The sequence below is a fragment of the Streptomyces sp. enrichment culture genome (assembly GCF_964273255.1).
Lineage (GTDB): Bacteria > Actinomycetota > Actinomycetes > Streptomycetales > Streptomycetaceae > Streptomyces.
Genome location: NZ_OZ186835.1, coordinates 1,247,218 through 1,270,573 on the forward strand (window position 1 = coordinate 1,247,218; position 23,356 = coordinate 1,270,573).

The following is a 23,356-nucleotide window of genomic DNA, read 5'->3' on the forward strand; positions in this document are numbered from 1 at the left end:
GCCCGGGCGGCCGATACTCGACGGATGCGCATCCGTCCCGCCGCCCCCGGCGACCTGCCCGCGCTCCAGGACATCGAACGGGCCGCCGGCGCCCCCTTCCGCGACGTCGGCATGCCGGAGATCGCCGACGACGAACCGCCCTCCCTCGGCATGCTGGAGCGCTACCGCAGCGCGGGCCGGTGCTGGGTCGCGGCCGACGGCCCGGACCGGCCGGCCGGGTACCTGCTGGCCGAACCGGTCGACGGCGCACTGCACATCGAGCAGGTCTCGGTGCACCCCCGCGCCGCCCGCCGCGGGGTGGGCCGCGCCCTGATCGAGCACGCGGCCGGCCGGGCGCGCGCGGAGGGCCTGACGGCGCTGACGCTGACCACGTTCGCCGAGGTCCCGTGGAACGCCCCCTACTACGCCCGGCTCGGCTTCCGCGTCCTGGACCCGGACGAACTGCCGGACGGGCTGCGCCGCGTCGTCGCCGAGGAGGCGGAGGTCGGGCTGGCCCGGTGGCCGCGGGTGTGCATGCGGCGCGCGGTGCCGCCGCCGGTGTCCTGACGGGCGGCGGCACTCACGGTCCGGCGGCGGCCCGGGTCACGCCGGGCCGCCGCCGGGCTCCCGCGCGTGGCGCTCCCTCAGCTCCACCTTGCGCACCTTGCCCGACACGGTCATCGGGAAGGAGTCGAGCAGGGCCAGCCGGCTCGGGATCTTGTAGTGGGCGAGGCGGTCCGCGCAGAAGGCGCGCAGTTCCTCCAGGGTGAGCGGGTCGGCCGCGTCCCGCGGGATCACGCAGGCCAGGACCTCCTCGCCGTACCGCTCGTGCGGGACGCCGACGACCTGGACGTCCGCGATCTTCGGGTGGGCGTGCAGGAACTCCTCGATCTCGCGCGGGTAGATGTTCTCCCCACCCCGGATGATCATGTCCTTGATACGGCCGACGATCTCCACGTACCCGTCCTCGCGCATCACCGCCAGGTCGCCGGTGTGCATCCAGCGGCCCGCGTCGACGGCCTCGGCGGTCTTCGCGGGTTCGGCCCAGTAGCCGAGCATCACGCTGTAGCCGCGGGTGCACAGCTCACCGGGCGTGCCGCGGGGCGTGGTCACGCCGGTGGCCGGGTCCACGACCTTGACCTCGATGTGCGGCAGGACCCGGCCGACGGTGCCGGTGCGGTGCTCCAGGTCGTCGTCCATCCGGGTCTGCAGCGACACCGGGGAGGTCTCCGTCATGCCGTAGCAGATGGAGACCTGCGCCATGTGCATCTCGGCGACCACCCGCTTCATCACCTCCACCGGGCAGGGCGAGCCCGCCATGATGCCGGTGCGCAGCGAGGTGAGGTCGTAGGAGGCGAAGTCGGGGAGGTTCAGTTCGGCGATGAACATCGTCGGCACGCCGTAGAGCGAGGTGCAGCGCTCCTGCTGGACGGCCCGCAGGGTGGCGGCCGGGTCGAAGGAGGGGGCGGGGACGACGATGCAGGCGCCGTGGGAGGTGGCCGCCAGGTTGCCCATGACCATGCCGAACGAGCGGTACACCTTGGGGGTACCATGTCCTTCATGCAAAATCGCGGGGCAGGGCAGGATGGCGAGTGCGACATCTACGTCCGCATCAGCCAGGATCTCACTGGCGACGAGTACGGCGTCCAGCGGCAGGAGAAGCGCTGCCGGACGCTCGCCGCACAGCTCGGGCTCAAGGTCCGACACGTCTGGGTCGACAACGACCTGAGCGCCACGAAGAAGAACGTCGTCCGGCCCGACTTCGAAGCCATGCTCCAGAGCAACCCGCAGGCGATCGTGTGCTGGCACACTGACCGCCTCATCCGCGTCACGCGGGACCTGGAGCGCGTCATCGAGCTGGGCGTCAATGTCTACGCGGTCGAGGCCGGACACCTCGACCTGTCCACGCCGGCCGGCCGAGCTGTCGCCCGCACGGTGACCGCCTGGGCCACCTACGAGGGTGAGCAGAAGGCCGCGCGCCAGAAGCTCGCCAACCAGCAGGCCGCCCAGCAGGGCCGCCCGTACACCGCCGGCATCCGCCCCTTCGGGTACGCAGACGACCACATGACGCTCATCGCCGACGAGGCTGCGGCCATCGTCGAGGGCGCACAGATGATCCTCGCCGGGGAGTCTCTGTCGGCGGTCGCCCGCAAGTGGGACGAGGCCAAGCTCCAGTCACCCCGCAGCAAGGTCACGGGCGCCAAGGGGTGGACGCTGCGGGGCGTGAAGAAGGTACTCACGTCCCCGCGCTACGCCGGGATGTCCACGTACTACGGCGAGGTGATGGGCGAGGCCCAGTGGCCTCCGATCCTCGACCCCGAGGTGCACTACTCGGTCGTCGCCATCCTCAACAGCCCGGAGCGATTCTCGGGAGGCAAGCGGACCGGCCGGACGCCGGGCACGCTGCTCGCCGGCATCGGGCAGTGCGGGTACGACGGCTGCACGGACACGGTCAACGGTCGCGGCTACCGGGGCGTCCCGGTGTACGGCTGCACGGCTACGCACACGCGCACTCCGCGGAGCATCGCCGACGACCGTGCGAGCAAGGCGACTCTGGCCCGCCTCATGTTCCCCGACTTCCTGGGTCAGATCCTGGAGACTCAGAACGCCCAGGATGGCCGCTCAGGGGCTCAGCTCCAGAGTCAGGCACAGGAACTGCGGAACCGCCTCGACGGGCTGGCTCTGGCCTACGCAGAGGGCTCGATCAGCCTGTCTCAGATGACCGCAGGGTCGACGGCGCTCCAGAAGAAGCTCGAAGAGATCGAGTCGGAGATGGCGAGCTCGGCCGGCATCCCTCCGCTCGACCCGGTGAAGGGGGTCGCGGGCTTGATCGAGGGGTGGCCGAGTCTGCCTCTGCCGACGCGTCGTGCGTGGGTGGACTTCTGCTGCATCGTCACCCTGAACCCGGCCAAGGGCCGGCACATGTCCTCCATGTCTGTCGATGACCACGTCACCATCGGGTGGCGGGACGTGAGCGAGTAGCGGATACGACGAGGCCCCGGTACCCCCCTTCGGGGGTACCGGGGCTTCCCTCTGCCTGGCGTCAGGGGGCGACGCGACCGTTGCGGTTGAAGGCGTTGTACGTGATGGGCATCAGCTCGTCGAGGAGTGCCCGGTCGTCCGCGTCGTTGTCGTCGAGGGAGCGAGCGGCCGAGGACTGGGGCCCGAGGCTGCGTGATCGTTCGCGAGCGGGCCGCGTGCTGCGTCCTCAGCCGCCCGGGCGCCTGCCCGCTCGGTCGGACGTCGGTCGGGGGGGGTGATCCCCTGAGCCGTGGTTTCCGCACCGCTGCGTCTTACCGCCCGCCCTTGCGCCACGGTTTCAGGGTCGATCAGAGCGCACCCTGATGCGGATCGGCCCGAGGTAGATCGACGTTCGGCTGAGTGCCTCGGCGAGCGCTCGCGACCGTTCCCCCGGCGCTTCGGAGACTGGAGTGACATCGACCAGCGGGAACCTGACCAAGTCCACTGGCTTTTCATCGCCGTCGACGAGTACAGAGAGTACGACTTCCTGCCCCTTGCTGAGCAACGTGGGGAGGACGTCAACCCAACATTCTCCCGATGTGTCATCGCCCACGATGTGCCAGCCAGCGGTGTCGAACGTGGGGCAGATGCTTCCGGCGGGGGATGTCGTCACATCCAGGATGGTGCAGACGGGGTCGCCAAAGTCGAACCGCAGTGGTTGAGCGTCATGGAACATGGGGGCGGTGATGTCACGCCGACCTGAGTTGGCAATGACGAGTTCAACGATGCGCGGTGATGCCAGCGGCGCACCGAAGAAGGTGACGGCGAGCTCAGACCCCTGGGGGTTTCCGGGTACGCTCATGAGCGGGGTGTTGGATCGCACTCGCCAGGTGAGTTGACGCTTTGGGTTGCTGGACCTGAGCGCCGCCCAGGCTCCGAGAATGCCCACCGCGATGCTCGCAGCGATCGTGACGACGAGCTGCCACCACGAGCCGGATTCCCACCAGTCCCCCGCCAGAGTGTTCATGGCCGGAAGCTACATCATCACCGTTGCCTCCCAGGAACTTCAGGGCAATTTCAGCTTGGCCAGGGGCGTGTGAACAAGCAGGTCAGCCCGAATCGTCTTCGGCCGTGAACGAGTCGGGCTCGTAGCGCTTCATCGCCTCGCGGCGTTCCTTCGCGTACGCAGCCTCGATCATCTCGGCCGTGATTCCCCGCTTCCTCGCCAGGGGGTCAAAGACCCTCTCACTCAGGCGCTCATCCGTCTGAGTGAACAGTCGGCAGTCGGCCTTCAGGTCCGCGCACATCTTGGCTCGACTCGCCTCGGCGATCGTCTCTTGGATGCGCTCACGCCAGAAGTGATGAACCAGGAAGTTGCGCCGCTTCAGGCTGTTGGTCAGGTCGTCTACCACTTCCGGGTAGGCGCTTACGTACGGCTCGGCGCGCTTGATGAGCTTGCCCATCATGTCCTTGAAGCCCTGCGCCCAAGGGTCCCGGATGAGCTGTTCCCCCTGCTCCTCCGCCGTGATGATTCTGGCCAGGGCGAGAGTGTTGACGAGGGTGTGTTCGAGGACGTTGGCCTTGTAGATGGCCAGCCCGAAGAGGGCGTACAGGGTTTTGTGGTCCGTGTCGTTGTCGTACTCGTCGTCTGGTTCCGGCTCCTCGCGCCAGGTCGGCTCATGCCGGACTACATACAGTTCGTCCATGCCTCAAGTGTGGCGTTGTCAGCCGGTCAACTCGTAGCGGTTTTTCGCGACTTGGCTCCAAGACTCACTGAGCCGGCCGACACGCGACGGGTATGTCCCGAGCACTCCCCAGGACACGCCCCCGTGCTCAGTGGGTATGCGGCTTCGGTGCGCAGCCCCCTACGGCGCACGGTCTCGGCTGTCGAGAGTGAAACGTGAGTCGGGGAGTCCCGGTGCATCCGTCTGGACGCACAACCGAAGTGAGAGCGCCAGACCCTCCCGGATGGCGTGAGAGCCCGTGAGGGCGCCGCCAGCGACTGAACCGAAGCCCTGTACTTCGTGGCCGGTGACGGAGTCCAGGACGAGCGCCACGGAGCGGAGAGCCTCGGCCGTGTCGGCGTGTGGGTAGCCATGCCCCTTCGTGGCGTACAGCTCGACGTCGAGCCAACGGGCCGACCCTCGGCCTTGGTGTGCGTCGGCAAAGATGAGCCGGACGTCAACGCCTCGGGCAGTGTCGGCGTCGAGCAGGGCCGACAGGCGCTCGCCGGTACGGCGGGCGGAGCGGTGAACGTGGGAGACGGTGAACAGTGGGATCACTTCCTTCCGGTAGGGGGTGGTTACGCGGCCAGCGCTTCGGCGATGACGAGACCGATGGGGACACCGGTACGGCGCTGCGCCTGCCAGGTGTTGAAGCCGCGGTGACACGTCTTCGCCAAGGGCGCGTAGTGGTCCGGGCTGACGGAGTACAGGCGGCCGGTCTCGTCGACCTTTGCCGCCGCATCGGTCCCGAGGTACGCCCAGTCGTTGGCCTGTCGGCCGCATCCGCAAGCGCACTTCCACTCGGCGGCCTTGCCGTGCTCTCGGGGCACGCGGTTGTGTGCGCCGATGTACGAGACGTCTTCGCCCTTCCAGTTGCGGGAGGCGTGGGAGCGCAACGGCTTGTCAGCCTGCGGATGGCCGTGCACGCGGACGCGCTGACCGTGCGCAAGGCAGAGGCCGCGCACGCGGTGCGGACGGCCGCACGACTCGATGCCACAGAGCTTGCTTCCATCGGCGGCGATGATCGGGGAGTACGTAGTCACTGTGTAAGTCCTCCTTGTGATGGGGCGCCCTGTCGGGCGCCGCTTGAGCAGAGCTGCAACGGCAAGGTGGAGTCGCTTGCCGCGAGGGTCTTCGGGAAGTGGGGCGCGGTAGCGCCTCCAGTGAGTAGGCGGGCATGCGTCAGGGGCGCCCGGTAGGGCGCCACAGAGCGAACAGAGCAACGGCGAAGGTGTGGCGCTCGGCGATCACCTCGCCGTCGCGGTCTACGTCAGAGGGCGCCGACAGGCGCCCCGAGCTCGAAGCGTTCGAGCAGGTGGCGAGTCGAGAGCTCTTCGTAGTGCTCCCGCTCGTAGTGCTCGGCCTCGACCTGAGCCCAGACGTCGTCAACGTTGATGCGGCCCGTGAGGGCCGCCTCTGTGTTGGTAGTTGTGTTGGTGGTGTGTTGGTACTTGTCTTGGTACGCCGTCACCGCTGTCGGGTCTTCCTGACAGGGCTGTCGGTTCTTCCTGTCACCACTGTCGGGTGTCTCCGTCAGGGTTGTCGGGTCTTCCGCAGGGATGACGAAGCGCCAGTGGCTCGCCTTGCTGGGGATTCCTCGGCTCAGTCGCACGATGAGCCCCGCAGCCTCCAGCCCTTCGAAGGCGCGCTCTACGGTGCGCTCGGACAGGCCGAGGTCTGCGGCGATCCGCTTCATGGCGGGCGGGCGTAGGTTGCTCCCGTCAGGGTTGGCGTAGCCGATGTAAGCCATGCCGACGAGCGCGTGAGTCGGGTTCTTCAGCTTCGCCACTCGCAGAACGTGCCGCTCCCACTGAACCTTGAAGGGGGCTCCCTTCTTCTTCGTGCCGTTGTTCATCGAGCCACCTCCAAGGGGCGTGTCCGCTCCGTGGTCACGATGGCGGTAGGGCGGTACAGGACGCAGACGAGCTCTCGGGAGAGCTCTTCGTTCGAGATCCCTCGGGCGCGAAGTCCGGGGACGTGCCAGAGCTCCCGTTCGCCGTAGCTGCGAACGAACGTCAGTCGGAGCGAGGAGCCGTCCGGCATCATGCGGACGGCTGAGACGGCAGAGCCCTCGGGCAGAGCGACGATGAGCTCGGCGGAGATGTGCGAGTAGGACAGGTGGTAGTCAGTGACGGCCAGGTCGAGCAGGTAGCCAGTCGACGTCACGGGTTGCGACCTCCTTCGAGAGGCCGAGGGCAGCGCACGGCTACGCCTCGGCGTGGTGATGGGAGATCGCGCGTACCGTTCGCGCTCGGGGTGCCCTGGGCTTCCCCTGCCAGCCCCTCGGGATGGCGGACTCTCACGGAGTGTCCAGCTCGACCGCCGACGAGCGGCGGGAGCTACGGTGCGCCTCGAAGAGGCGGAAGAGATTGACTACATGATGCCGACCGATCCGGTCAACTTCGCACCGGCCGGCGATCTGCCAGCCGAGCGTCTTGCCCGGCAGGACCAAACGCCCAAAGGCGTTCGCTGGTGGGGACAGGCACTCTCTGGGACCACTGTCAGACCCTGCACCTACTCTTGCGACGTGGGGAACTTGATGATGAACCGGATGCCGTTTTGGGCCAGCGACGCCGACCATTGGCAATCGTTCGAACGGCTGGTTGCGGACCAGGTCAGCAAGCTCGACGCCAACGCGACCGTCCAGCACGACGCGAGGTTGGTCGGTGTCCACAGCAAGATCGAGCGCCAGATTGACGTACTGGCATCTGTGCCAGCCATCGGCGGAACCCTGCGCATCGCCTTCGAGTGCAAGCTCTACAAGCGGGCCGTAAGCATCGGCACTGTCGAGGAGTTCATCGGCAAGCTCCTGGACCTACGCGTCGACCGTGGAGTTCTGTGTGTTTTCGGCGGCGTAACCCCGGCCGCCTTCAGGCGCCTTCTCGCGGTTCTGCACCCCAGCATCGACCTTTACATGTGGCATCGAGAGGAGCCAACAGCAGAGGACTGGTTGTACATGATGGATGGGCTTGAGGATCTGACCGACAAGGAACGGGACGAGATCTGGGCCCGCCAAGCCCAGGCCGAGAGAGCCAGAGGCTGGCTGAATCACTCCATCCCGAACTCTTTCTTGTAGTCGGCGACGGCGAGGACGGAGGCTGGCTGAGCGGAGCTGTCACGGCGCCAGTAGCTCGGCCACCTCGACGAGGGCGCGGCGCTCCTTGGCGACAGGCGAGCCGTGGCCGGCTCGCTCAACCCCTCCCCGAGGCGGACCACTCGGGGAGAGATTCAGCGTCCGATCAGTGGGTGCGCGAGGAGCCGCCTCCGCCAGACTCCCCCTCGGCCGCGTGCGGGCGTTCACCGCCCGGTACGGCGAGGACGCGCTGTAGCCTGAGCACATCCGGGCCGCGCAGGAGGGGCGCCCACTGCTCCCGTAAGGTGGCGCCGCGCTGGCCAGTTCATGCAACAACGTGCATACCCACGAACGTGAATGGACGGCCGGGCATGACACTCGTACGGTCGTGTCCAACGGCCGAACAGGGCCGACAGACAAGGGGGTTTCGCATGGCACGCGAAGAACTGACTCGGCTTACCGGCAACGGAAACGGGGAGTGCGGCGAAGACGACTGCCCGAATGTCTACCGGACCGAGCGGGGGACGTTCGTCGTGCAGGGGGACGTTTCCAATGCCTTCGCTCCGCCGCAGGGGGAAGGGCTTGTGGAGATTCCCGAGAGCGTTCTTCGGGAGGCTGTTCGTGCTCTTGGATGGTGACGACTGGAAGGCGACTCTTCGGGGGTTCCAGTCCGAGGCGTGGCGACTGGAAACCTTGCCGCAGTACCTCGTACCGCAGGAAGCCGGAGAGCTCGAAGACTTTCGAGCAGGTAAGCGAGTGGACCCAGACACCTACTCGTCGCCGTACACGGAAGACCTGAAGAGGCTTCGCGGTGAGGGGAGGCGTAAGGGGCGAGTGCACATCGTGACTCGGCCGCTCTCCGAGTATCTGCAATTCGAGTTCTCCAGGTACTACGCCCCGCATGCACTCGCCGGGGAAGACATCCGAATTCTCGACGTGACCGAGCGAGAGAATCCCTTGCCGGGAGTCCAAGACTTCTGGATGTTCGATCGCTCGACGGTCGTTCTCATGCATTACGAGAGCGACGGCGCCCAGGTGAGTCGAGAGCTGTTCGAGGGCGAGCCGGCCGACTTCATCGAATACCAGCGCATCGCCGTTGCCGAGTCGGTCCCGTTCCTGGAGTACGTGAAGGGGTGACGTTCGAAGCTGAGCAGCTCGGCGAGTTCGGCCCGGAACTTGCCTCACTGCTCCGAGAGCTACGCAAGCGAGCCGGCCTCTCAGGGGATCGGCTCGCCGCGCGCTGCAACATGTCTCAGTCCAAGGTGAGCCGGATCGAGAACGGCCGGACACGGCCGTCCCTGGTCGACGTGGAGGCGATCCTCAGGGCCTTGGACGCTCCGCCCGAACTGGTCGCCGAAGCGTCCGCACTCGCCAGGATGGCAAACACGGAATGGCGGAACCTGCGGGAGCTTCGCCGGAAGGGGCTCGGAACACGGCAGGCAGAGCTGAAAGGGCTTGAAGCGTCCTCGACGCGCATGCGCTACTTCCTACTCTCGATGATTACCGGTCTCCTCGCCACGCCGTAATACGTGAGGGCGAGCCTCGCGCACTCCCCGGCAGATACGAGTAAGGCAGTCTCGGGAAAGTTGGAACGGCAAGCCGTTCTCTACGATGCGTCGAAACAGTTCACGTTCCTACTGACCGAGCAAGCAGTTCGCTGGCCGGTCGTTTCGCCCCTGGCGTTGGCCGAACAGATGGACCGCTTGTCTTCCCTGTCCTACCTTCCGAATGTGCGCATCGGTGTGATTCCCGTGGGGACGGTAACTCCTCGGGCGCCACTGAACACCTTCACGATTTACGATGCATCGTTGCTCACCATCGAAACTTCGGCGGGCAGTCTCGTACTGCGTGACGGCCGGGACGTGCAGACCTACTTGAAGGAATTCGCGGGGTACGAGGAATGCGCGCTGTTCGGTGAGGAGCTTCGAGCGACGCTCGCCGAGTGGTCGGCGGCTTGCCGTGCATGACTTCAGTCGACAACGCGCATGAACCGAGGACCGGTGCGCATTCCGCGGGATCATGCTTCGGCAGATACGAAGTCCGGGAGGCCGCACGGAATGAGTACGCCGAAGACGACGATCACGGGGCCGGTGCACCTGATGGCCCCGGACCGGGAGCCGGAACCCGTAGCAAGCTGTCGGGAATGCCTCGGCCACGCCGTTACACGAACCAACGCCCGATCGGTCGGGGACTACTCGAAGGTGTCGGACGCGAACGTCGTGCTCCGTACGCACCTGCGGGAAGACCACGGGGCCGAGTGATGGACATGCAGACGTGGCGAGACGGCCGAGCTGCGGCCATTGCAGCGACCGAGGCACTACGGGCGGCCCTCGCCTCCCTCGGCGTTCCAGTGAGCGTCTGGGGGACCGTGCGCCCTGTCGTCACCCACAAGGGCACGGCGTACGTACACGTAGGCATGGTGCGTGCGGATGTGGCCGAGCGGATGGCCGAGGCGATGAGAGCCCGAGAGGGTGCGCAGTGACCCGCTCCGTCCTGCGGTACGTGAAGCACCGGATCACCCAGCAGCCGGACACCTGCATGACGTTCGAGGCGGAGTGCATGACGTGCGACTGGAAGGCGGAGCCGTCGACAGACGGCGCGGGGGGGCGTCGAGTGCATGAGCCGCACCGGCCGGACGGGACGCGCGAGCAGGCCCCGTACGAGCGGCTGACCGCCGAGCAGTTCGCCGAGTACGAGGTGACCTCGGTCGAGGACTCGACGGACGAGGAGTGCAGCACGGGAGCCTGCCCAGTGGGGTAGCTCACGGGACAGGCGTCCCCGACGAACTGTTCGAGGGCGCCTGTCCGAGTGCCGGCGACGGAGGGCGACTGTCGGAGAAGTCGAAGAGTGCGACCCATGCGGCGGAGCCGATGAAGAACGTACCAGTCACGAGCCAGAAAACCGCCAGGACAGCCCAGTCGTCATGATCTTCGTCGATGAGTGCGAACGCCAGTGCGCTCAGTGCGCCGAGCGCGACGGAGACGATGAGCGCCACCCCAGCGGCGCACAGCTTCTTGTGGTTGGGACTCATGCCCGGTGTTCCCCTTCTCAGTAGGGGCGACCGGGCGACTCTCGGCAAGACTCGACCGGTCACCCTGGTATGGGCGACTCAAGAGAGCCCTTCCGACTGGCGGCACCGGACGACCCTCTGAGCAGTCGCTTGGCGGGGCGACTGCCCGGTCGAGTCTTGTCGCGCAACCTTCGACAAAACTCGGTAGTGCTGGGTTGGCCAATGGCCACCTTCAACTGTCACGGCAGCGCCTTGGTTGCTGGGGGCGTGCCGTTTTCTTTCCGGCGACCAACGATACACGATGTGACTGTCCAACTACGCCTGGACGTACGGCATACGAAGACCCCCGACCGCGCGGCCGGGGGGTCTTTCGTCGTTCCGGCTCAGCTCAGCGCGGCCACGACTTCGTCGGCCGGTCGGCAGGGTTGTAGCTCAGCATGTCGTCGACCAGGGAGCCGAGCTTGCCCGGCACGGTCACCTGGCGGCGCTTCCCGTCCACAACGGCCTGACGCTGCACGGCGCGCGGAGCATCGTCGGGGTACTCGACGGCCCGCCACCCGGTCTTCGACATCAGGAAAGTGGCGCCGAGGCCGTAGATGTCGGACTCCGGGGACGGCTCGGCCTCCCCGGCCGCCAGCACGGAGGCGGAGATCTTGGGCGCCTCGTAGTGGACCAGGCAGCCGGGGTACGGGAAGTCCCGCCCTTCCGGCACCCAGCCCCCGTGGGCCAGTGCAAGGTCGATGAGGTGCGTCTCATCCCGCCCGACGATGAAGTGTGCCGGCTGTACGTCGCCGTGCGTCCATCCCTCGCGGCGCCGATGGTTGCGGACGTTCTCCTGGAGCGACATGGAATCACCTCCCAACCAGCGTACTGTGAAGGCGGATTCCCGTGCGGGGCTTGGCCTGTAGCGTGTACCCTGAAGCTGTATCAGTCGAAGCAGTGATAGAAGGGCACCGGCAGACAGATCCGGTCCTGCTCGTCGTAGCCGACGGTACGGCCCACCCAGTAGCCGTTGTTGAGGATGTTGTGATGGGAGAGGGTGGCCCCCTTGGGGAAGCCGGTGGTGCCCGAGGTGTACTGGATGTTGACCGGGTCGTCGCAGCCGAGGCCGGCGGCGACGGTCTCCAGCCGCTCGGCCGGCACGTCGGCGGCGGCCGCGGTCAGCGCCTCCCAGGACGGATCGCCGATGTAGAAGGTCTCCCGCAGCTCCGGGCACCGTCCGCGCACCTGGCCGACCAGCGTCCGGTAGTCGCTGCCCTTGTGGGCCGTGGAGGCGATCAGCACACCGATGCCGGCCTGCTTCAGGACGTACTCCAGCTCGTGGGCGCGGTAGGCCGGGTTGATGTTGACCATGATCGCGCCGATGCGGGCGGTGGCGTACTGCACCAGGACCCACTCGGGGCAGTTGACCGCCCAGATACCGACCCGGTCGCCGGTCGTGACGCCCGTCGCGAGCAGTCCGCGCGCCACCTCGTCGACGGCCGCACCGAACTCGGCGTACGTCCAGCGCCGGCCGGAGGGGACGTCGACCAGGGCCTCGCGGTCGGGCCAGGCGGCGACGGCACGGGCGAGGTTGGCGCCGATGGTGTCGCCGAGCAGCGGGGTGGTGCTCGTGCCGTGGGCGTACGACAGGGCGGTGGGCTCCGTCGTCGGGGATGCGGTGGTCACCGGAAGTCCTCCTCGCGGTACTCGGCGGCGGAACCCGCGGCGGTGGCCTCGCGCAGCGCGATGCGGCGGATCTTGCCGGAGACGGTCTTGGGCAGCTCCCCGAACTCCAGGCGGCGGATCCGCTTGTAGGGGGCGAGGGTGCGGTGGGAGTGCGCGAAGAGGGCCTTCGCGGTGTCCGGTCCCGGCTCCCAGCCCGCGGCGAGGACGATGTACGCCTTGGGCACGGCGAGCCGGAGCGCGTCCGGGGCGGGCACCACGGCGGCCTCGGCCACCGCCTCGTGCTCCAGCAGGGCGCTCTCCAGCTCGAAGGGGGAGATCTTGTAGTCGGACGCCTTGAACACGTCGTCGGCGCGGCCCACGTAGGTGATGTAGCCGTCGGCGTCCCGGGAGCCGATGTCGCCGGTGCGGTAGTGGCCGCCCGCCATGGCCTCGGCGGTGCGGTCGGGGTCGCCGTGGTAGCCGGTCATCAGGCCGACCGGGCGGTCGGACAGGTCGATGGCGATCTCCCCCTCGGCGGCGCCGGGCGCACCGGAGACGGGGTCGAGGAGCTCGATGCGGTAGCCGGGGCTGGGGCGGCCCATGGAGCCGGTCTTCAGCGGCTGTCCGGGGCTGTTGGCCACCTGCACGGCGGTCTCGGTCTGCCCGAAGCCGTCCCGGATGTCCACTCCCCACAGGCGGCGGACCTGTTCGATGACCTCGGGGTTGAGCGGTTCGCCCGCGGCGACGACCTCGCGGGGCGGGCGGGCGAGGCGGGTCAGGTCGGCCTGGATCAGCATGCGCCACACGGTCGGCGGGGCGCAGAAGGTGGTGACCCCGGCGCGGTCCATCTCGGCCATCAGCCGGCCCGCGTCGAAGCGGGTGTAGTTGTACAGGAAAACGGTCGCCTCGGCGTTCCACGGGGCGAAGAGGTTGGACCAGGCGTGCTTGGCCCAGCCGGGCGACGAGATGTTCAGGTGCACGTCGCCGGGCCGCAGCCCGATCCAGTACATGGTGGCCAGGTGCCCGACGGGGTACGAGGTGTGGGTGTGCTCGACCAGCTTGGGGCGGGCGGTGGTGCCGGAGGTGAAGTACAGCATCAGCGGGTCGTCGGCGAGGGTCGGCCCGTCGGGGGCGAAGTGCCCGGCCGCGCCGTAGGCGTCCTCGTAGGGCAGCCAGGCGGTGCTCGCGCCCTTGCCCACCGCGATGCGGGTGTAGTCGCCGGGGACCTCGTCGAACTTGGGGGTGTCGGCGGCGCGGGCGATCACGTGCCGCACGCGGCCCCGGTCGACGCGGTCGCGCAGGTCGGCGGCGCCGAGCAGGGGGGTGGCGGGGATGACCACGGCGCGCAGCTTCATGGCGGCGAGGGCGGTCTCCCACAGTTCGGCCTGGTTGCCGAGCATGACCAGGATCCGGTCCTCGGCCTGGACGCCCTGCTGGCGCAGCCAGTTGGCGGCCTGGTCGGAGCGGCGGGCGAGGTCGGCGAAGGACAGCCGGGTGGCGGTGCCGTCCTCCTCGGCCAGGTGGAGGGCGGTGCGGTCGTTGCCGTCCGCGATCACGTCGAACCAGTCGAGCGCCCAGTTGAACCGTTCGGGCCTGGGCCAGGTGAAGCCCGCGTGGGCGGTGGCGTAGTCCTCGCGGTGTGCCAGCAGGAAGTCCCGGGCCCTGCGGAACTCGTCGGTCGCCGTCGTCATCGTTGCTCCGGTTCCTCTCCTGCGTCCGGGCGCCCGTGGGGGCGCCGGATCGGTGTGGGGAGCCCTGCGGCTCGTGTGCCCCCGGTGCCGGACCTTGCCGGGCGGCTGTGGTCCATCGTGTAATCCGTGATGCAGGTCTCACTACCCCCGAACGGGGGTGAGGCGCGCTCGGAACCGCGGCGAAGGGGCGATCAGGTGACGACGGACCCGGTGGGGGCGGCGGGTGTGGCCCAGATCCGCGGTGCGCTGGCGCGGCTGCGGCGCACCTCCGGGCTGCCGGTGGCGTTCGGCGGGCTGGTGGAGGGCGGGCGGGGCCAGGTGCGGATCAGTGAGCTGGCCGGTACGGCGACGCCGGCGCTGCGGGCGCTGGCGGTGACCGCCGGCACCGGGCTGGGCGGCCGGGCGGTGGCGCTGGCCCGGCCGTGCGCGGTGACGGACTACTCGGCTTCGCGCCGGATCAGCCACGAGTACGACGTGCCGGTCGCCGCCGAGGGGCTGCGTTCGGTGGTCGCGGTGCCGGTGGTGGTGCGGCGGCGGGTGCGGGGGGTGCTGTACGGGGCCCTGCGGTCGCCGCAGCGGCTGGGGGACCGCACGCTGGGTCTGGCCGTGGCGGCGGCGCGGGACGTGGAGCAGGCGCTGCTGGTGCGGGAGGAGGCGGACGAGCTGCTGGCGGCGGTCCGGCCCGGGACCGGGGGCGGGGAGCCGGAGCCGGGGGCCGCCCGGGAGCAGGTGCGGGAGGCGTACGCGGCGCTGCGGGCCCTGGCGCCGCGGATCGCGGACCCGGTTCTGCGGGGCGAGCTGCTGGATGCCTGTGCGTTGCTGACGCCGGGGCCGGCGGTCGGGGGCGGGGTGCGGCTCGCGCCCCGGGAGGTGGACGTGCTCGGGTGTGTGGCGGCCGGGGCGACCAACGCGGTGGCCGCGCGGCGGCTGGGTGTGACGGCCGAAACCGTGAAGGCGTACCTGCGGTCGGCGATGCGGAAGCTGGGGGCGCGCACCCGGGGGGAGGCGGTGGTCGCGGCCCGCAGGGCGGGGTGGTTGCCGTAGGTTTGCGGTGATTTCCCGCCAGGGTGTTATTTCCGTGTGCGTGGCATTGGTTTTTCACGGAGGTCGCTGCACTGTTATTTCCCTCACCACGCCGTCCGTCCGAAATGAAAGAGTCGATTGCCTAATATTGGCCAGGACACGACACTCGGAGGGGAGCGGTGACCGTGCGAGGGGACTATAAGGAGCCTGCCAGGTGCCGCCCCGACCTGGTCATCGGCCGTGAGGAGTTGTACGCGGACGCCCGCGGGCGGCTGGCCGAGGGGGGCAGTGTGCTGCTCCACGGGCCCGCGGGAATAGGAAAATCGACCGTGCTGCGGGCACTTGCGGCGGAAAACGCGGGCCGGGCGCGCACGGTGTTGCGGTGTTCGGCCACCGAGTCCGAATCCCATCTGCCGTTCCTGGCGCTGGCGGACCTGTTCGGTCTGGTCCTGGACCGGGTCTCCGCCGGGCTGCCCGCCGCGCAGCGCACCGCGCTGGAGTCGGCGCTCACCGGCCGCGGCGAGTCCAGCCTCCAGCGGGACGGGCTGGCGCTGCGCCTGGCGGTGCTGTCGACGCTGCGGGCGCTGGCCGCCGAGGGCCCGGTCCTCGTCGTCGCCGACGACCTGCAGTGGCTGGATTCGGCCAGTGCCGAACTCCTGGGGTTCGCCGCCCGGCGGCTGGGTGACACGCCGGTGCAGATGCTGTGCGCGGTGCGCACCGAGGGGCAGGAGTACGACCGGCACCTGCGGGCCTGCCCGCCGGACACGCACGCGGTCCGGCTCGGCCCGTTCTCCCGCGCCCAGGTGTCGGCGCTGCTGGACCACCGCGGCTACACCGGGCTGTCCCGCTCGACCGTCCGCGACATCCACCGCACCAGCGGCGGCAACCCGCTGTTCGCGATGGAGCTGGGCCGGGCGCTCGCGGAGAGCCCCACCCGGCCGCGGCCGGGCGAGCCGCTGCCCGTGCCGACCTCGTTGCGGGCCCTGGTGCTCAGCCGCCTGGGCATGCTGTCGGACGAGGCGCGCCGCACCCTGCTGGTGGCCAGCGCCGGTGCGCGGCCCACGCTGGCGCTGCTGCACGCGGCGGGGCGGGAGCAGGCCGAGGCGGAGACCGCGCAGGCCGCCGCGCTGGGGCTGCTGACCACGGACCCGGAGGATCCGGCGCTGCGGTTCGCGCACCCGCTGATCTCGGCGGCGCTGTACGCGGAGGCCCCCGTGCACGAGCGGCGGGCCGTGCACACCGCGCTGTCCACGGCCGCGTCCGACCCCATCGAACGCGCCCGGCACCTGGCCCTGGCCACCACCGGCACCGATCCGGACGTGGCGGCCCGGCTCGCCGGGGCCGCCGCGCTGGCCCGGGACCGGGGCGCGCCGTCCGTGGCCGCCTCGCTGGGCCTGCTCGCCGCCCGGCACACCCCGGGCGACAGTGTGCCGGGCCCGGACGAGCGGCGGCTGCAGGCCGCGGAGGACGCGATCATCGCCGGGGAGGCGGACCTCGCCCGGGACATCGCCCGGGACGTGCTGGCCCGGGCCACGGTGCCGGCGGAGCGGGTGCGGGCGTGGATGGTCGTCATCGAGGCGGCCGGGCAGGCGCTCGGGGAGGTCGACGCGGTCTTCCCGCAGGTGCTGGCCGACGCCGGGGACGATCAGCGGCTGCTGGCCCTGGTCCACTACCAGCTGGCCTGGCGGGAGCTGGTGGTGCACGGCGACTTCGACAAGGCCCGCCAGGAGGCCGCGCACGCGGCGGAGCTGGCCGCCCGGGGCGAGGACCGGCGCACCGAGCTGATGGCGCTGGCGTTCCAGTCGTCCACCGAGACGCTGATGGGGCACCCGGACGCTGCCGCGACCGTGAAGCGGGCGCTGCGTGAGCCGCAGGACCCGTACGTGGCCTGTCACCACAACGGCGCGGGCATGGCCCGGTTCCGCTGGCTGCTGATGAGCGACCAGCTGCCGCAGGCCCGCACCACGATCACCGGGCTGCTGCGCGAGGCGCGGCGGCGCGGCATGGTCGAGAGCGAGGTGCACTTCCTGCGCTTCCTCGCCGACACCGAACTGCGCACCGGGCACTGCGGCCGGGCCCTGGACCTGGCCCGCGAGAGCCTGCGGCTGGCGCGGGACTCCGGGATCGGCGAGGGGGCGTCGGCGATGCTCGCCTCCCTCGCGGAGGCGTCCGGCGGCGACGTGGACCGGGCGCTGGCGCTGGCCCGGGAGGCCGCGGACCACGCCGAGGTGGACGGCGACCAGATGTACCTCTCGCGGGCCCTGGCCGCCCTGGGTTACGCCCAGTTGGTGGCCGGGGACGCGGCGGCCGCGGTCCGTTCGCTGCGCCGGGTGCGGGAGCTGGAGCGGGGCATGGGCATCACCGACCCGGCGCGCGGGCGCTGGCACGGTGACCTGGCCGAGGCGCTGGTGCGCGTCGGGGAGCCCGCCGAGGCGCAGGACCTCATCAACCGCACCCGCGCGCACGCGCTGCGCCTGGACCGTGCGGGCGTGCTGGCCGTGCTGGACCGCGCGGAGGCGCTGGTGCGCGCGGCGCGGGGTGAACATCAGGCCGCCGAGGCGCTGTTGACGTCGGCCCAGGACCGGCTGGGCGCGCTGGGCTACGGGCTGGAGGAGGCCCGCGCGGCCTTCGTGCTGGCCCGGCTGCGGGCCCGCCGTCCCGGTGCGGTGGCCTACGAGGAGGCGGCGCGGCTGTTCCGGCGCTGCCGTGCCGTCCCGTGGCTGCGCCAGGTGGACGCGGCGGTGGCGGCGGGCCCGGTGCGGCCGGAGACGGTTCCCCCGGCGGCCCCGGACGCGCTGGACGGCCTGGCGGCGATGGAGCGGCAGGTGGCGTCGCTGGTGATGGAGGGGGCGACCAACCGGGAGATCGCCGGCCGGCTGTTCATCAGCGTCAAGACGGTCGAGGCGACGCTCACCCGCGTCTACCGCAAGCTCGGCATCCGCTCCCGCGTCGACATCGTCCGCCTGGCGGCGGGGCGCCGCACGCAGTGACGGTGGTGACGGCCCGTCGGGAGGGGGCGGGCGCAGGGGTGCTGCCGGGTGCGGCCGCCGGGTGCGCCTGTGGGTGACGGTGCCGGGGCCGGTCTCCGGGCGGCGCGCCCTCGTCTCCGTCCGGCCGGTCCTCCCCCGCTTCCGGCACCGAACGTCCGCCATGCGCGGCGGCCGGCGGCCGTGTGGACCATCGAGGGTTTTCCCTGCCCAACTCCCGTAGGGCCTTCCCTCATTGGGGGCGTGCGCCGGGGCTCGTAGCGTAAGTCCGTGCCGCTCGCCGGGCACACGGGGGCCGGGTCACCGGACCTCGTGCACCACCCCCCACCCCGCGCGACCCCCCACCGGCAACCCCCCGAGGAGAACCATGTCCGGGTTCACCCGCGCCAGGAGATCCGCCGCCGTCCTCGCGGCCACCGCTGCCGCCGCCGCGTCCGCCCTGTTCAGCGCCCCGGCCGCGAGCGCCGCGCCCCAGCCCGTGGTCGGCGGTACGACGACCACGACGTCCGCCTACCCGTTCATGATGCAGATCACCGACGCCGCGCAGGACCAGTTCTGCGGCGGCACACTGGTCGCCCCGACGAAGGTCGTCACCGCCGCGCACTGCATGACCGGCGAGACCACCGGCAGCGTGCGCGTGGTCGGCGGACGCACCTACCTCAACGGGACCAACGGCACGGTCGCACGGGTCAGCCGGATCTGGATCCACCCGGACTACCGCAGCGTCACCCGGGGCGACGACGTGGCCGTCCTGACGCTCTCGACGCCGATGCCGTACGCCACGGCACCGTACGTCTCCCCCACCGACACCTCGGTGTACGCGGCCGGCACGACCGCCCGCGTCCTCGGCTGGGGCACGACCCGCTCGGGCGGCTCCTCCTCCAACCAGCTGCGGACGGCCACCGTGCCCACCGTGTCCGACAGCAGCTGCCGGACCTCCTACGGCTCGCGCTACGTGGCGAGCGACATGGTGTGCGCCGGCTACTCCTCCGGCGGCGTGGACACCTGCCAGGGCGACAGCGGCGGCCCCCTGCTGATCGGCGGCCGGCTGGCCGGGGTCACCTCCTGGGGCGACGGCTGCGCCGCCGCCGGTTCGCCCGGCGTCTACGCCCGGCTGACCACGTTCTCCTCGCTGGTCACGGCGCAGGTCACCTCCTAGCCGCTCCGGAGCCCGGCGGCAGGGTCGCCGGGCTCCGCACAGACCAGGGGGCGTTGCGGGCTTCCACGAGCAGCCCGCAACGCCCCCTCTCCATGCCTCCGGCACCACCCGCGCGTCGGCGGGTCCACGCCGCCGTCCCGGCACGGCGGCACCGGCCCGCCCGTGCGGCCGGCGGCCGCCGGGGGCCCACGGCCGGATCAGGTCCGTACCGTCCCGAAGCCGATGTCGTAGGCGCGGCCGGGGTGCATCGTCCGCAGCATCCGCTCGGCCTCGGCCTCGACGTCGGCGCGGCCGGCCCGGTCGAGCCGGCCGAAGGGTTCGACGACCAGGGCGCGGGCGTCGAGCCGCCAGACCCCGGCCAGGAAGCCGTCGACGAGGAGCGCGGGGTAGGCGGTGTTCACCCGCCAGTTGAGGCCCGCGTAGTCCGCCGGGACGACCCGGCCGCGGTCGGCGTGGGAGAGCAGCAGGTTGTCGAACTCGGGCAGGAAGCGGGGCGGCGCCGGGGTGGCGGGGTCGGGGCGGGGCGCGTCGGGAAGGTCGAACAGCTCGGTGCCCCGCTCGTCGCGGAAGGTCACCAGCCGGGGCCTGAGCCGTTCGAAGGCGGGACTCAGCCGGGCGAGGCCCGCCCAGGTCTGCATGTCCCTCACGGAGGCCGGTCCGAAGGCGGCGAGGTAGCGCAGCACGGTCGCGTCGGGCGTCCGGGGCGCCGGTTCGGCGGGGCGCCCCAGCCAGCGCTCGGCGGTGGTGAGCACGACCTGCCCGCTGCGGCCTCACAGCCCGCGCGGGGTGATCTGGACCAGGGGCAGCAGGCAGCGGGCGGCGATGCCCAGGGCCTGGGGGTCGGCGTGCGGCCAGTGGACCAGGAGGGCCTCGCGCAGCTGCTTCATGGTGCGCGGCTCCGCCTCGACCAGCTCGCGGGCGACGGCCGCGAGGCGGTCCAGGTCGACGCCGGTGAGCCCCTTGCGGAAGAGCGCGAGCTCGCGTTCCCGGGCGGGCTGCACGAGGGGGCGCAGGGTGAGGCAGTCGTCGGCGGAGTGGGTGTGCAGGGTCGAGCGCAGGGTCACGATGCGGACGACCCGGCGCTCCGCCATCGGCCCGGACAGCGCCTCGGGCGTGAAGCCGTCGAGACGGGCGGCGAGCGCGTAGTACGGCGGCTTCACGTTCTGCGCCTGGAGGCCGACCAGGCGGCCCACCGCCGCCTCGGCGGACATCGCGGCCGGACGCAGCAGCAACTGCCGTGCGAGAGTGGCCCGGTTGAGGGCGCGGGGGCCGAGCACCGGGCCCGTCGGCGGGGTGACGCCTCGCTCGCTCTTCGCGGTCATGCGGGCAGGCTGAACCGGCATCGCGGCCGGCCACCGTCCGCGACGGGCAGCCGTCCTGCGGTGGGCAGCCGTCCTGCGGTGGGCTGCCGTCCTCCGGTGGGCTGCCGTCCTCCGGTGGTGCGGTCGCCCGGGGGACGCGGACGGGGGAAGGTCGGGCGACCGGACGTCGCGGACGGCCGCACACCGTGGGCGACCGGGCGACCGGACGACTGGACGGCGCGGACGACCGGACGGCGCGGACGACCGGGCAATGCGGACGATTGGTTCATCTGGGGCGGGGCACTCGGAGCGCGATGTTCACACAGGACGACGTGCGCCCGAAGAGGGTCCTGCTGACCGGGTGGTTCAGCTTCCGCGACGGGGAGGCGACCGCCGGGGACGTGCTGGCCCTGCACCGGGTCGAAGAGGTGCTGCGCGGCGCGGAGATCGGTTACGACGTGGTGTGGAGCCCCGGCTTCCGGCCGGACGCCCGGCACTTCGACGACGTACGGCCGGGCGACTACTCGCACCTGGTGTTCGTGTGCGGCCCGCTGCACGGGCCGCAGATCGAGGAGCTGCACCGGCGGTTCGCGCACTGCGTGCGGATCGCCGTGGGGACCAGCGTGATCGACCCCGGCAGCCCGGCCGTGACCGGGTTCCACCGGGTGCTGGCCCGGGACGCCCCGGACACCCCGCCGGTGGAGGACCTCGCGGCGCACGCCCCGGTCCAGCCCGCCCGGCCCGTCGTCGGGGTGATCCTCACGCACGGGCAGCACGAGTACGGGCAGCAGCGCCGGCACGGGCAGGTCGCCGAGACGGTGACGCGCTGGCTGGCCGGCAAGGACTGCGCCCGGCTGGAACTGGACACCCGCCTCGACACGGCCGACTGGCACCTGAACGCGACCCCCGCCCAGACGCAGTCCGTGCTCGCCCGGCTCGACCTGGTGGTGACCGACCGGCTGCACGGGCTGGTGCTCGGGCTGCGGGTGGGCACGCCCGTCCTCGCCGTGGATCCGGTGGCGGGCGGCGCCAAGGTCTCCGCCCAGGCCCGCGCCTGCGGCTGGCCCGCGCTGCTGCCCGCCGAGCGGCTGGACGAGCGCGGGCTGGACCGCTGGTGGTACTGGTGCCTGACCTCGGGCCGGGTCGCCGCCCGCCAGGCCCGCGACGCCTTCCGCGAGGACACCGCCCCCGACAGCGCCGACCACCTGGTCGAGGCCCTCACGTCGAGCACGGTGCGGTAGACCGGGCGGGGGCCTGTGAGGCCACCGGGGCGGCGGACCCGCGCGGGTTCGTAAGGATGGTCGTGGCACGCGATGTCGCAGGCATGCGGGCGCTCCTGCTCACGCGACGGGCTTCCGCGGGCGCCGACCGCCCCCCGCGTCACCCCGCCTCACCCCCGCCCCACGGCCGGTCCCGGTCCGCCGTGGGGCCTTCGCGCCGGTTGGGTTCCGGCCGGGCGGGCACTCGGACCGGGCGATCCTGGCGTTCCGGCTGTTCCGTCCCGGGAGGTGCTGTGTCCCTCGGTCGACTCCCCGACCACGAGCAGCGGCTGCTCGACGAGATCGAACGGGCCCTGTGCCGCGACCGTCGCCTCGCGCGGCGGCTGCGCACCCTGCGGTGGAGCAGGTGGCCCGATGTGCCGGGCCTGCTGAGGCGGGTCGGCTCCTACCGTCCGCACACCCTCACCGTGGCCCTGCTGTGCGCACTGTCCGTGGCGCTGTCGGTGACCGGGATGATCACCTCGGCGCCGGGCGTCATCTGGGCCTTCGCCCTGGTGTGGCCGCCGACCCTGTTCGCGGTGTTCCGGCTGCTGTGCCGCTGGTCCGGCGGCTGACGGGCGTTCCGGCGCACCCGTCCGCCCGGGTGGCGCTCCCCCGGCGGTGCGGGCCGGTCAGCCCGTGTACCGCCGGGCCGTGGAGTCGCGCTGGGAGGGTTCCAGCAGGCGCAGCCGGGACTCCACCTCACGCGGCAGGACGCGGCGCTCCCGGAGCACCCAGGGCAGGGCGGCCGTCGCCTCCGCGAAGGCGCGCAGGGAGGTGGCGTCGCGCGGGACCGTGCGGGCCAGGTCCACCGTGCGGCGCAGGGCTGCCCGGGGCGGGCGGCGCAGCCAGGTGAACCACAGGGTGTTGCGGATGCCGTGCCGCCGGCGCAGCGTGGAGTCGCGGGCCGCGGAAGCCTGGTGATGGATCGTCAGGTGGTCGGCGTAGGTGAGCCACCAGCCGTCGGCCGCGAGGTCGGCGGCCAGCAGTTCCTCCTCGCCGCCGAGCCACAGCCGGGGGTGGAAGCCGCCGGCGGCGCGGAAGGCGTCGGTGCGCAGCACGGTGGCCGCGGCCAGGAACGAGCCGAGCGCGGGGCCGGGCAGCCAGGGCGGGCCGGGGACCGGTGAGTGGCGCAGCTCGCGGACGATGGGGTCCTCGGTGCCGTCGGGTTCGACGACGATCCGGGCGGTGACCGACGCGAGGCCGGGGTGCCGGTCCAGGAGGTCGGCGGCCCCGGCGAGGGAGCCGGGTGCCCACCAGGAGTCGTCGTCGCAGAAGGCGATGTAGGGGGTGCGCACCTCACGGACGGCGAGGTTGCGGCCCACGGCGCCGAGATTGCGGCCCGGCCGCAGCAGCCGCACCTCCGGGTGGCGCAGGGCGACGGCCTCGGCGGTGCCGTCGGTGGACCCGTTGTCGGTGACGATCACCCTGGGCCGTTCGGGCAGCGCGGCGAGGTGGCCGAGGGTGCGCAGGAGTTCGCGGCGCCGGTTGTGGGTGATGACGACGACGGTCGTCCGGGGGTCGGTCATGCGAGGTGCGCCC

At 71.3% G+C, this 23,356-nt stretch carries 21 protein-coding genes and 4 pseudogenes; 13 read left to right on the forward strand and 12 right to left on the reverse strand.

The genetic code is table 11. From position 1 onward, the window contains the following. The first annotated feature begins 24 nt into the window (after nucleotides 1-24). A complete protein-coding gene (locus ACSU53_RS05410; protein ID WP_437025103.1) occupies nucleotides 25-546 on the forward strand; it encodes a GNAT family N-acetyltransferase in 522 nt (173 codons plus the stop codon). A 36-nt stretch (nucleotides 547-582) separates the two neighbouring features. Here ACSU53_RS05410 and ACSU53_RS05415 read toward each other — a convergent pair. Further along, nucleotides 583-1,515 (reverse strand): annotated as a pseudogene (locus ACSU53_RS05415) (AMP-binding protein); the annotation flags it as partial. A 24-nt stretch (nucleotides 1,516-1,539) separates the two neighbouring features. Between ACSU53_RS05415 and ACSU53_RS05420 the strand changes: the two are divergent. Then, nucleotides 1,540-2,961 (forward strand): recombinase family protein, encoded by a 1,422-nt coding sequence (locus ACSU53_RS05420; protein WP_437025105.1) that lies wholly within the window; start codon nucleotides 1,540-1,542, stop codon nucleotides 2,959-2,961. Between the two features lie 337 nt (nucleotides 2,962-3,298). Here the strand turns inward: ACSU53_RS05420 and ACSU53_RS05425 are convergent, their stop codons facing one another. The 5 genes from ACSU53_RS05425 to ACSU53_RS05445 all read right to left on the reverse strand — a co-directional run bounded on the left by ACSU53_RS05425 (nucleotide 3,299) and on the right by ACSU53_RS05445 (nucleotide 6,830). After that, complete coding sequence (locus ACSU53_RS05425; RefSeq protein ID WP_437025107.1) at nucleotides 3,299-3,967, reverse strand: hypothetical protein; 669 nt, start codon at nucleotides 3,965-3,967, stop codon at nucleotides 3,299-3,301. Nucleotides 3,968-4,049: 82 nt separating this feature from the next. Continuing rightward, the gene (locus tag ACSU53_RS05430; RefSeq protein WP_437025109.1) at nucleotides 4,050-4,646 is read right to left on the reverse strand and encodes a hypothetical protein; all 597 of its coding nucleotides are present in this window, start codon (nucleotides 4,644-4,646) and stop codon (nucleotides 4,050-4,052) included. 596 nt (nucleotides 4,647-5,242) lie between these two features. Next, nucleotides 5,243-5,707 (reverse strand): hypothetical protein, encoded by a 465-nt coding sequence (locus ACSU53_RS05435; RefSeq protein WP_437025111.1) that lies wholly within the window; start codon nucleotides 5,705-5,707, stop codon nucleotides 5,243-5,245. A gap of 227 nt (nucleotides 5,708-5,934) precedes the next feature. Then, nucleotides 5,935-6,519, reverse strand: a complete 585-nt coding sequence (locus ACSU53_RS05440; RefSeq protein WP_437025113.1) for a helix-turn-helix domain-containing protein — start codon at nucleotides 6,517-6,519, stop codon at nucleotides 5,935-5,937. Beyond that, on the reverse strand, nucleotides 6,516-6,830 hold the full coding sequence (locus ACSU53_RS05445; protein ID WP_437025115.1) for a hypothetical protein: 315 nt from the start codon (nucleotides 6,828-6,830) through the stop codon (nucleotides 6,516-6,518). Before ACSU53_RS05445 ends, ACSU53_RS05440 begins: the two co-directional genes overlap by 4 nt. A gap of 178 nt (nucleotides 6,831-7,008) precedes the next feature. On the opposite strand from ACSU53_RS05445, the gene ACSU53_RS05450 reads away from it, so the two are divergent. From ACSU53_RS05450 to ACSU53_RS05475, 6 genes are all read left to right on the forward strand, one after another. Beyond that, nucleotides 7,009-7,740, forward strand: a complete 732-nt coding sequence (locus tag ACSU53_RS05450; protein ID WP_437025117.1) for a restriction endonuclease — start codon at nucleotides 7,009-7,011, stop codon at nucleotides 7,738-7,740. 428 nt (nucleotides 7,741-8,168) lie between these two features. Next, nucleotides 8,169-8,375, forward strand: coding sequence for a hypothetical protein (locus tag ACSU53_RS05455; RefSeq protein WP_326755621.1), 207 nt, complete (start codon nucleotides 8,169-8,171; stop codon nucleotides 8,373-8,375). Beyond that, the gene (locus ACSU53_RS05460; RefSeq protein WP_437025119.1) at nucleotides 8,359-8,874 is read left to right on the forward strand and encodes a DUF6879 family protein; all 516 of its coding nucleotides are present in this window, start codon (nucleotides 8,359-8,361) and stop codon (nucleotides 8,872-8,874) included. Before ACSU53_RS05455 ends, ACSU53_RS05460 begins: the two co-directional genes overlap by 17 nt. After that, the gene (locus ACSU53_RS05465; RefSeq protein ID WP_437025121.1) at nucleotides 8,871-9,263 is read left to right on the forward strand and encodes a helix-turn-helix domain-containing protein; all 393 of its coding nucleotides are present in this window, start codon (nucleotides 8,871-8,873) and stop codon (nucleotides 9,261-9,263) included. The genes ACSU53_RS05460 and ACSU53_RS05465 overlap by 4 nt, the downstream gene beginning before the upstream one ends. Before the next feature lie 3 nt (nucleotides 9,264-9,266). Next, nucleotides 9,267-9,704 (forward strand): Scr1 family TA system antitoxin-like transcriptional regulator, encoded by a 438-nt coding sequence (locus ACSU53_RS05470; protein WP_437025123.1) that lies wholly within the window; start codon nucleotides 9,267-9,269, stop codon nucleotides 9,702-9,704. A 511-nt stretch (nucleotides 9,705-10,215) separates the two neighbouring features. Beyond that, nucleotides 10,216-10,497, forward strand: a complete 282-nt coding sequence (locus ACSU53_RS05475) for a DUF7848 domain-containing protein (protein ID WP_437025125.1) — start codon at nucleotides 10,216-10,218, stop codon at nucleotides 10,495-10,497. Nucleotide 10,498: 1 nt separating this feature from the next. Here the strand turns inward: ACSU53_RS05475 and ACSU53_RS05480 are convergent, their stop codons facing one another. The 4 genes and pseudogenes from ACSU53_RS05480 to ACSU53_RS05495 all read right to left on the reverse strand — a co-directional run bounded on the left by ACSU53_RS05480 (nucleotide 10,499) and on the right by ACSU53_RS05495 (nucleotide 14,085). Further along, the gene (locus tag ACSU53_RS05480; RefSeq protein ID WP_437025126.1) at nucleotides 10,499-10,768 is read right to left on the reverse strand and encodes a hypothetical protein; all 270 of its coding nucleotides are present in this window, start codon (nucleotides 10,766-10,768) and stop codon (nucleotides 10,499-10,501) included. A 367-nt stretch (nucleotides 10,769-11,135) separates the two neighbouring features. After that, nucleotides 11,136-11,555, reverse strand: a pseudogene (locus tag ACSU53_RS05485) (protein kinase); the annotation flags it as partial. Between the two features lie 125 nt (nucleotides 11,556-11,680). After that, nucleotides 11,681-12,379, reverse strand: a pseudogene (locus tag ACSU53_RS05490) (AMP-binding protein); the annotation flags it as partial. 32 nt (nucleotides 12,380-12,411) lie between these two features. After that, on the reverse strand, nucleotides 12,412-14,085 hold the full coding sequence (locus tag ACSU53_RS05495; RefSeq protein WP_437025128.1) for an AMP-binding protein: 1,674 nt from the start codon (nucleotides 14,083-14,085) through the stop codon (nucleotides 12,412-12,414). Nucleotides 14,086-14,280: 195 nt separating this feature from the next. Between ACSU53_RS05495 and ACSU53_RS05500 the strand changes: the two genes are divergently transcribed. From ACSU53_RS05500 to ACSU53_RS05510, 3 genes are all read left to right on the forward strand, one after another. Then, nucleotides 14,281-15,129: a response regulator transcription factor gene (locus tag ACSU53_RS05500; protein ID WP_437025130.1), complete on the forward strand. Its 849-nt coding sequence runs from the start codon at nucleotides 14,281-14,283 to the stop codon at nucleotides 15,127-15,129. A gap of 158 nt (nucleotides 15,130-15,287) precedes the next feature. After that, on the forward strand, nucleotides 15,288-18,098 hold the full coding sequence (locus ACSU53_RS05505) for an ATP-binding protein (protein WP_437025132.1): 2,811 nt from the start codon (nucleotides 15,288-15,290) through the stop codon (nucleotides 18,096-18,098). Nucleotides 18,099-18,462: 364 nt separating this feature from the next. After that, nucleotides 18,463-19,254, forward strand: a complete 792-nt coding sequence (locus ACSU53_RS05510) for a S1 family peptidase (protein ID WP_437025133.1) — start codon at nucleotides 18,463-18,465, stop codon at nucleotides 19,252-19,254. Between the two features lie 197 nt (nucleotides 19,255-19,451). On the opposite strand, the pseudogene ACSU53_RS05515 reads toward ACSU53_RS05510, so the two are convergent. Beyond that, a pseudogene (locus tag ACSU53_RS05515) lies at nucleotides 19,452-20,576 on the reverse strand (winged helix DNA-binding domain-containing protein). 293 nt (nucleotides 20,577-20,869) lie between these two features. On the opposite strand from ACSU53_RS05515, the gene ACSU53_RS05520 reads away from it, so the two are divergent. Together ACSU53_RS05520 and ACSU53_RS05525 are read left to right on the forward strand one after the other, a co-directional pair. Beyond that, nucleotides 20,870-21,796 (forward strand): polysaccharide pyruvyl transferase family protein, encoded by a 927-nt coding sequence (locus ACSU53_RS05520; protein WP_437025135.1) that lies wholly within the window; start codon nucleotides 20,870-20,872, stop codon nucleotides 21,794-21,796. A gap of 272 nt (nucleotides 21,797-22,068) precedes the next feature. Further along, complete coding sequence (locus ACSU53_RS05525; RefSeq protein ID WP_437025137.1) at nucleotides 22,069-22,389, forward strand: DUF3040 domain-containing protein; 321 nt, start codon at nucleotides 22,069-22,071, stop codon at nucleotides 22,387-22,389. Nucleotides 22,390-22,446: 57 nt separating this feature from the next. On the opposite strand, the gene ACSU53_RS05530 is transcribed toward ACSU53_RS05525, so the two are convergent. Further along, nucleotides 22,447-23,343, reverse strand: coding sequence for a glycosyltransferase family 2 protein (locus ACSU53_RS05530; protein ID WP_437025139.1), 897 nt, complete (start codon nucleotides 23,341-23,343; stop codon nucleotides 22,447-22,449). Between the last annotated feature and the right edge of the window lie 13 nt (nucleotides 23,344-23,356).

Bases quoted from the DNA above. Each gene is read 5' to 3' on its own strand.
- ACSU53_RS05410 (WP_437025103.1), top strand. From the start codon at position 25: ATGCGCATCCGTCCCGCCGCCCCCGGCGACCTGCCCGCGCTCCAGGAC.
- ACSU53_RS05420 (WP_437025105.1), top strand. From the start codon at position 1,540: ATGCAAAATCGCGGGGCAGGGCAGGATGGCGAGTGCGACATCTACGTC.
- ACSU53_RS05425 (WP_437025107.1), bottom strand. From the start codon at position 3,967: ATGAACACTCTGGCGGGGGACTGGTGGGAATCCGGCTCGTGGTGGCAG.
- ACSU53_RS05430 (WP_437025109.1), bottom strand. From the start codon at position 4,646: ATGGACGAACTGTATGTAGTCCGGCATGAGCCGACCTGGCGCGAGGAG.
- ACSU53_RS05440 (WP_437025113.1), bottom strand. From the start codon at position 6,519: ATGAACAACGGCACGAAGAAGAAGGGAGCCCCCTTCAAGGTTCAGTGG.
- ACSU53_RS05455 (WP_326755621.1), top strand. From the start codon at position 8,169: ATGGCACGCGAAGAACTGACTCGGCTTACCGGCAACGGAAACGGGGAG.
- ACSU53_RS05480 (WP_437025126.1), bottom strand. From the start codon at position 10,768: ATGAGTCCCAACCACAAGAAGCTGTGCGCCGCTGGGGTGGCGCTCATC.
- ACSU53_RS05495 (WP_437025128.1), bottom strand. From the start codon at position 14,085: ATGACGACGGCGACCGACGAGTTCCGCAGGGCCCGGGACTTCCTGCTG.
- ACSU53_RS05510 (WP_437025133.1), top strand. From the start codon at position 18,463: ATGTCCGGGTTCACCCGCGCCAGGAGATCCGCCGCCGTCCTCGCGGCC.
- ACSU53_RS05520 (WP_437025135.1), top strand. From the start codon at position 20,870: ATGTTCACACAGGACGACGTGCGCCCGAAGAGGGTCCTGCTGACCGGG.
- ACSU53_RS05530 (WP_437025139.1), bottom strand. From the start codon at position 23,343: ATGACCGACCCCCGGACGACCGTCGTCGTCATCACCCACAACCGGCGC.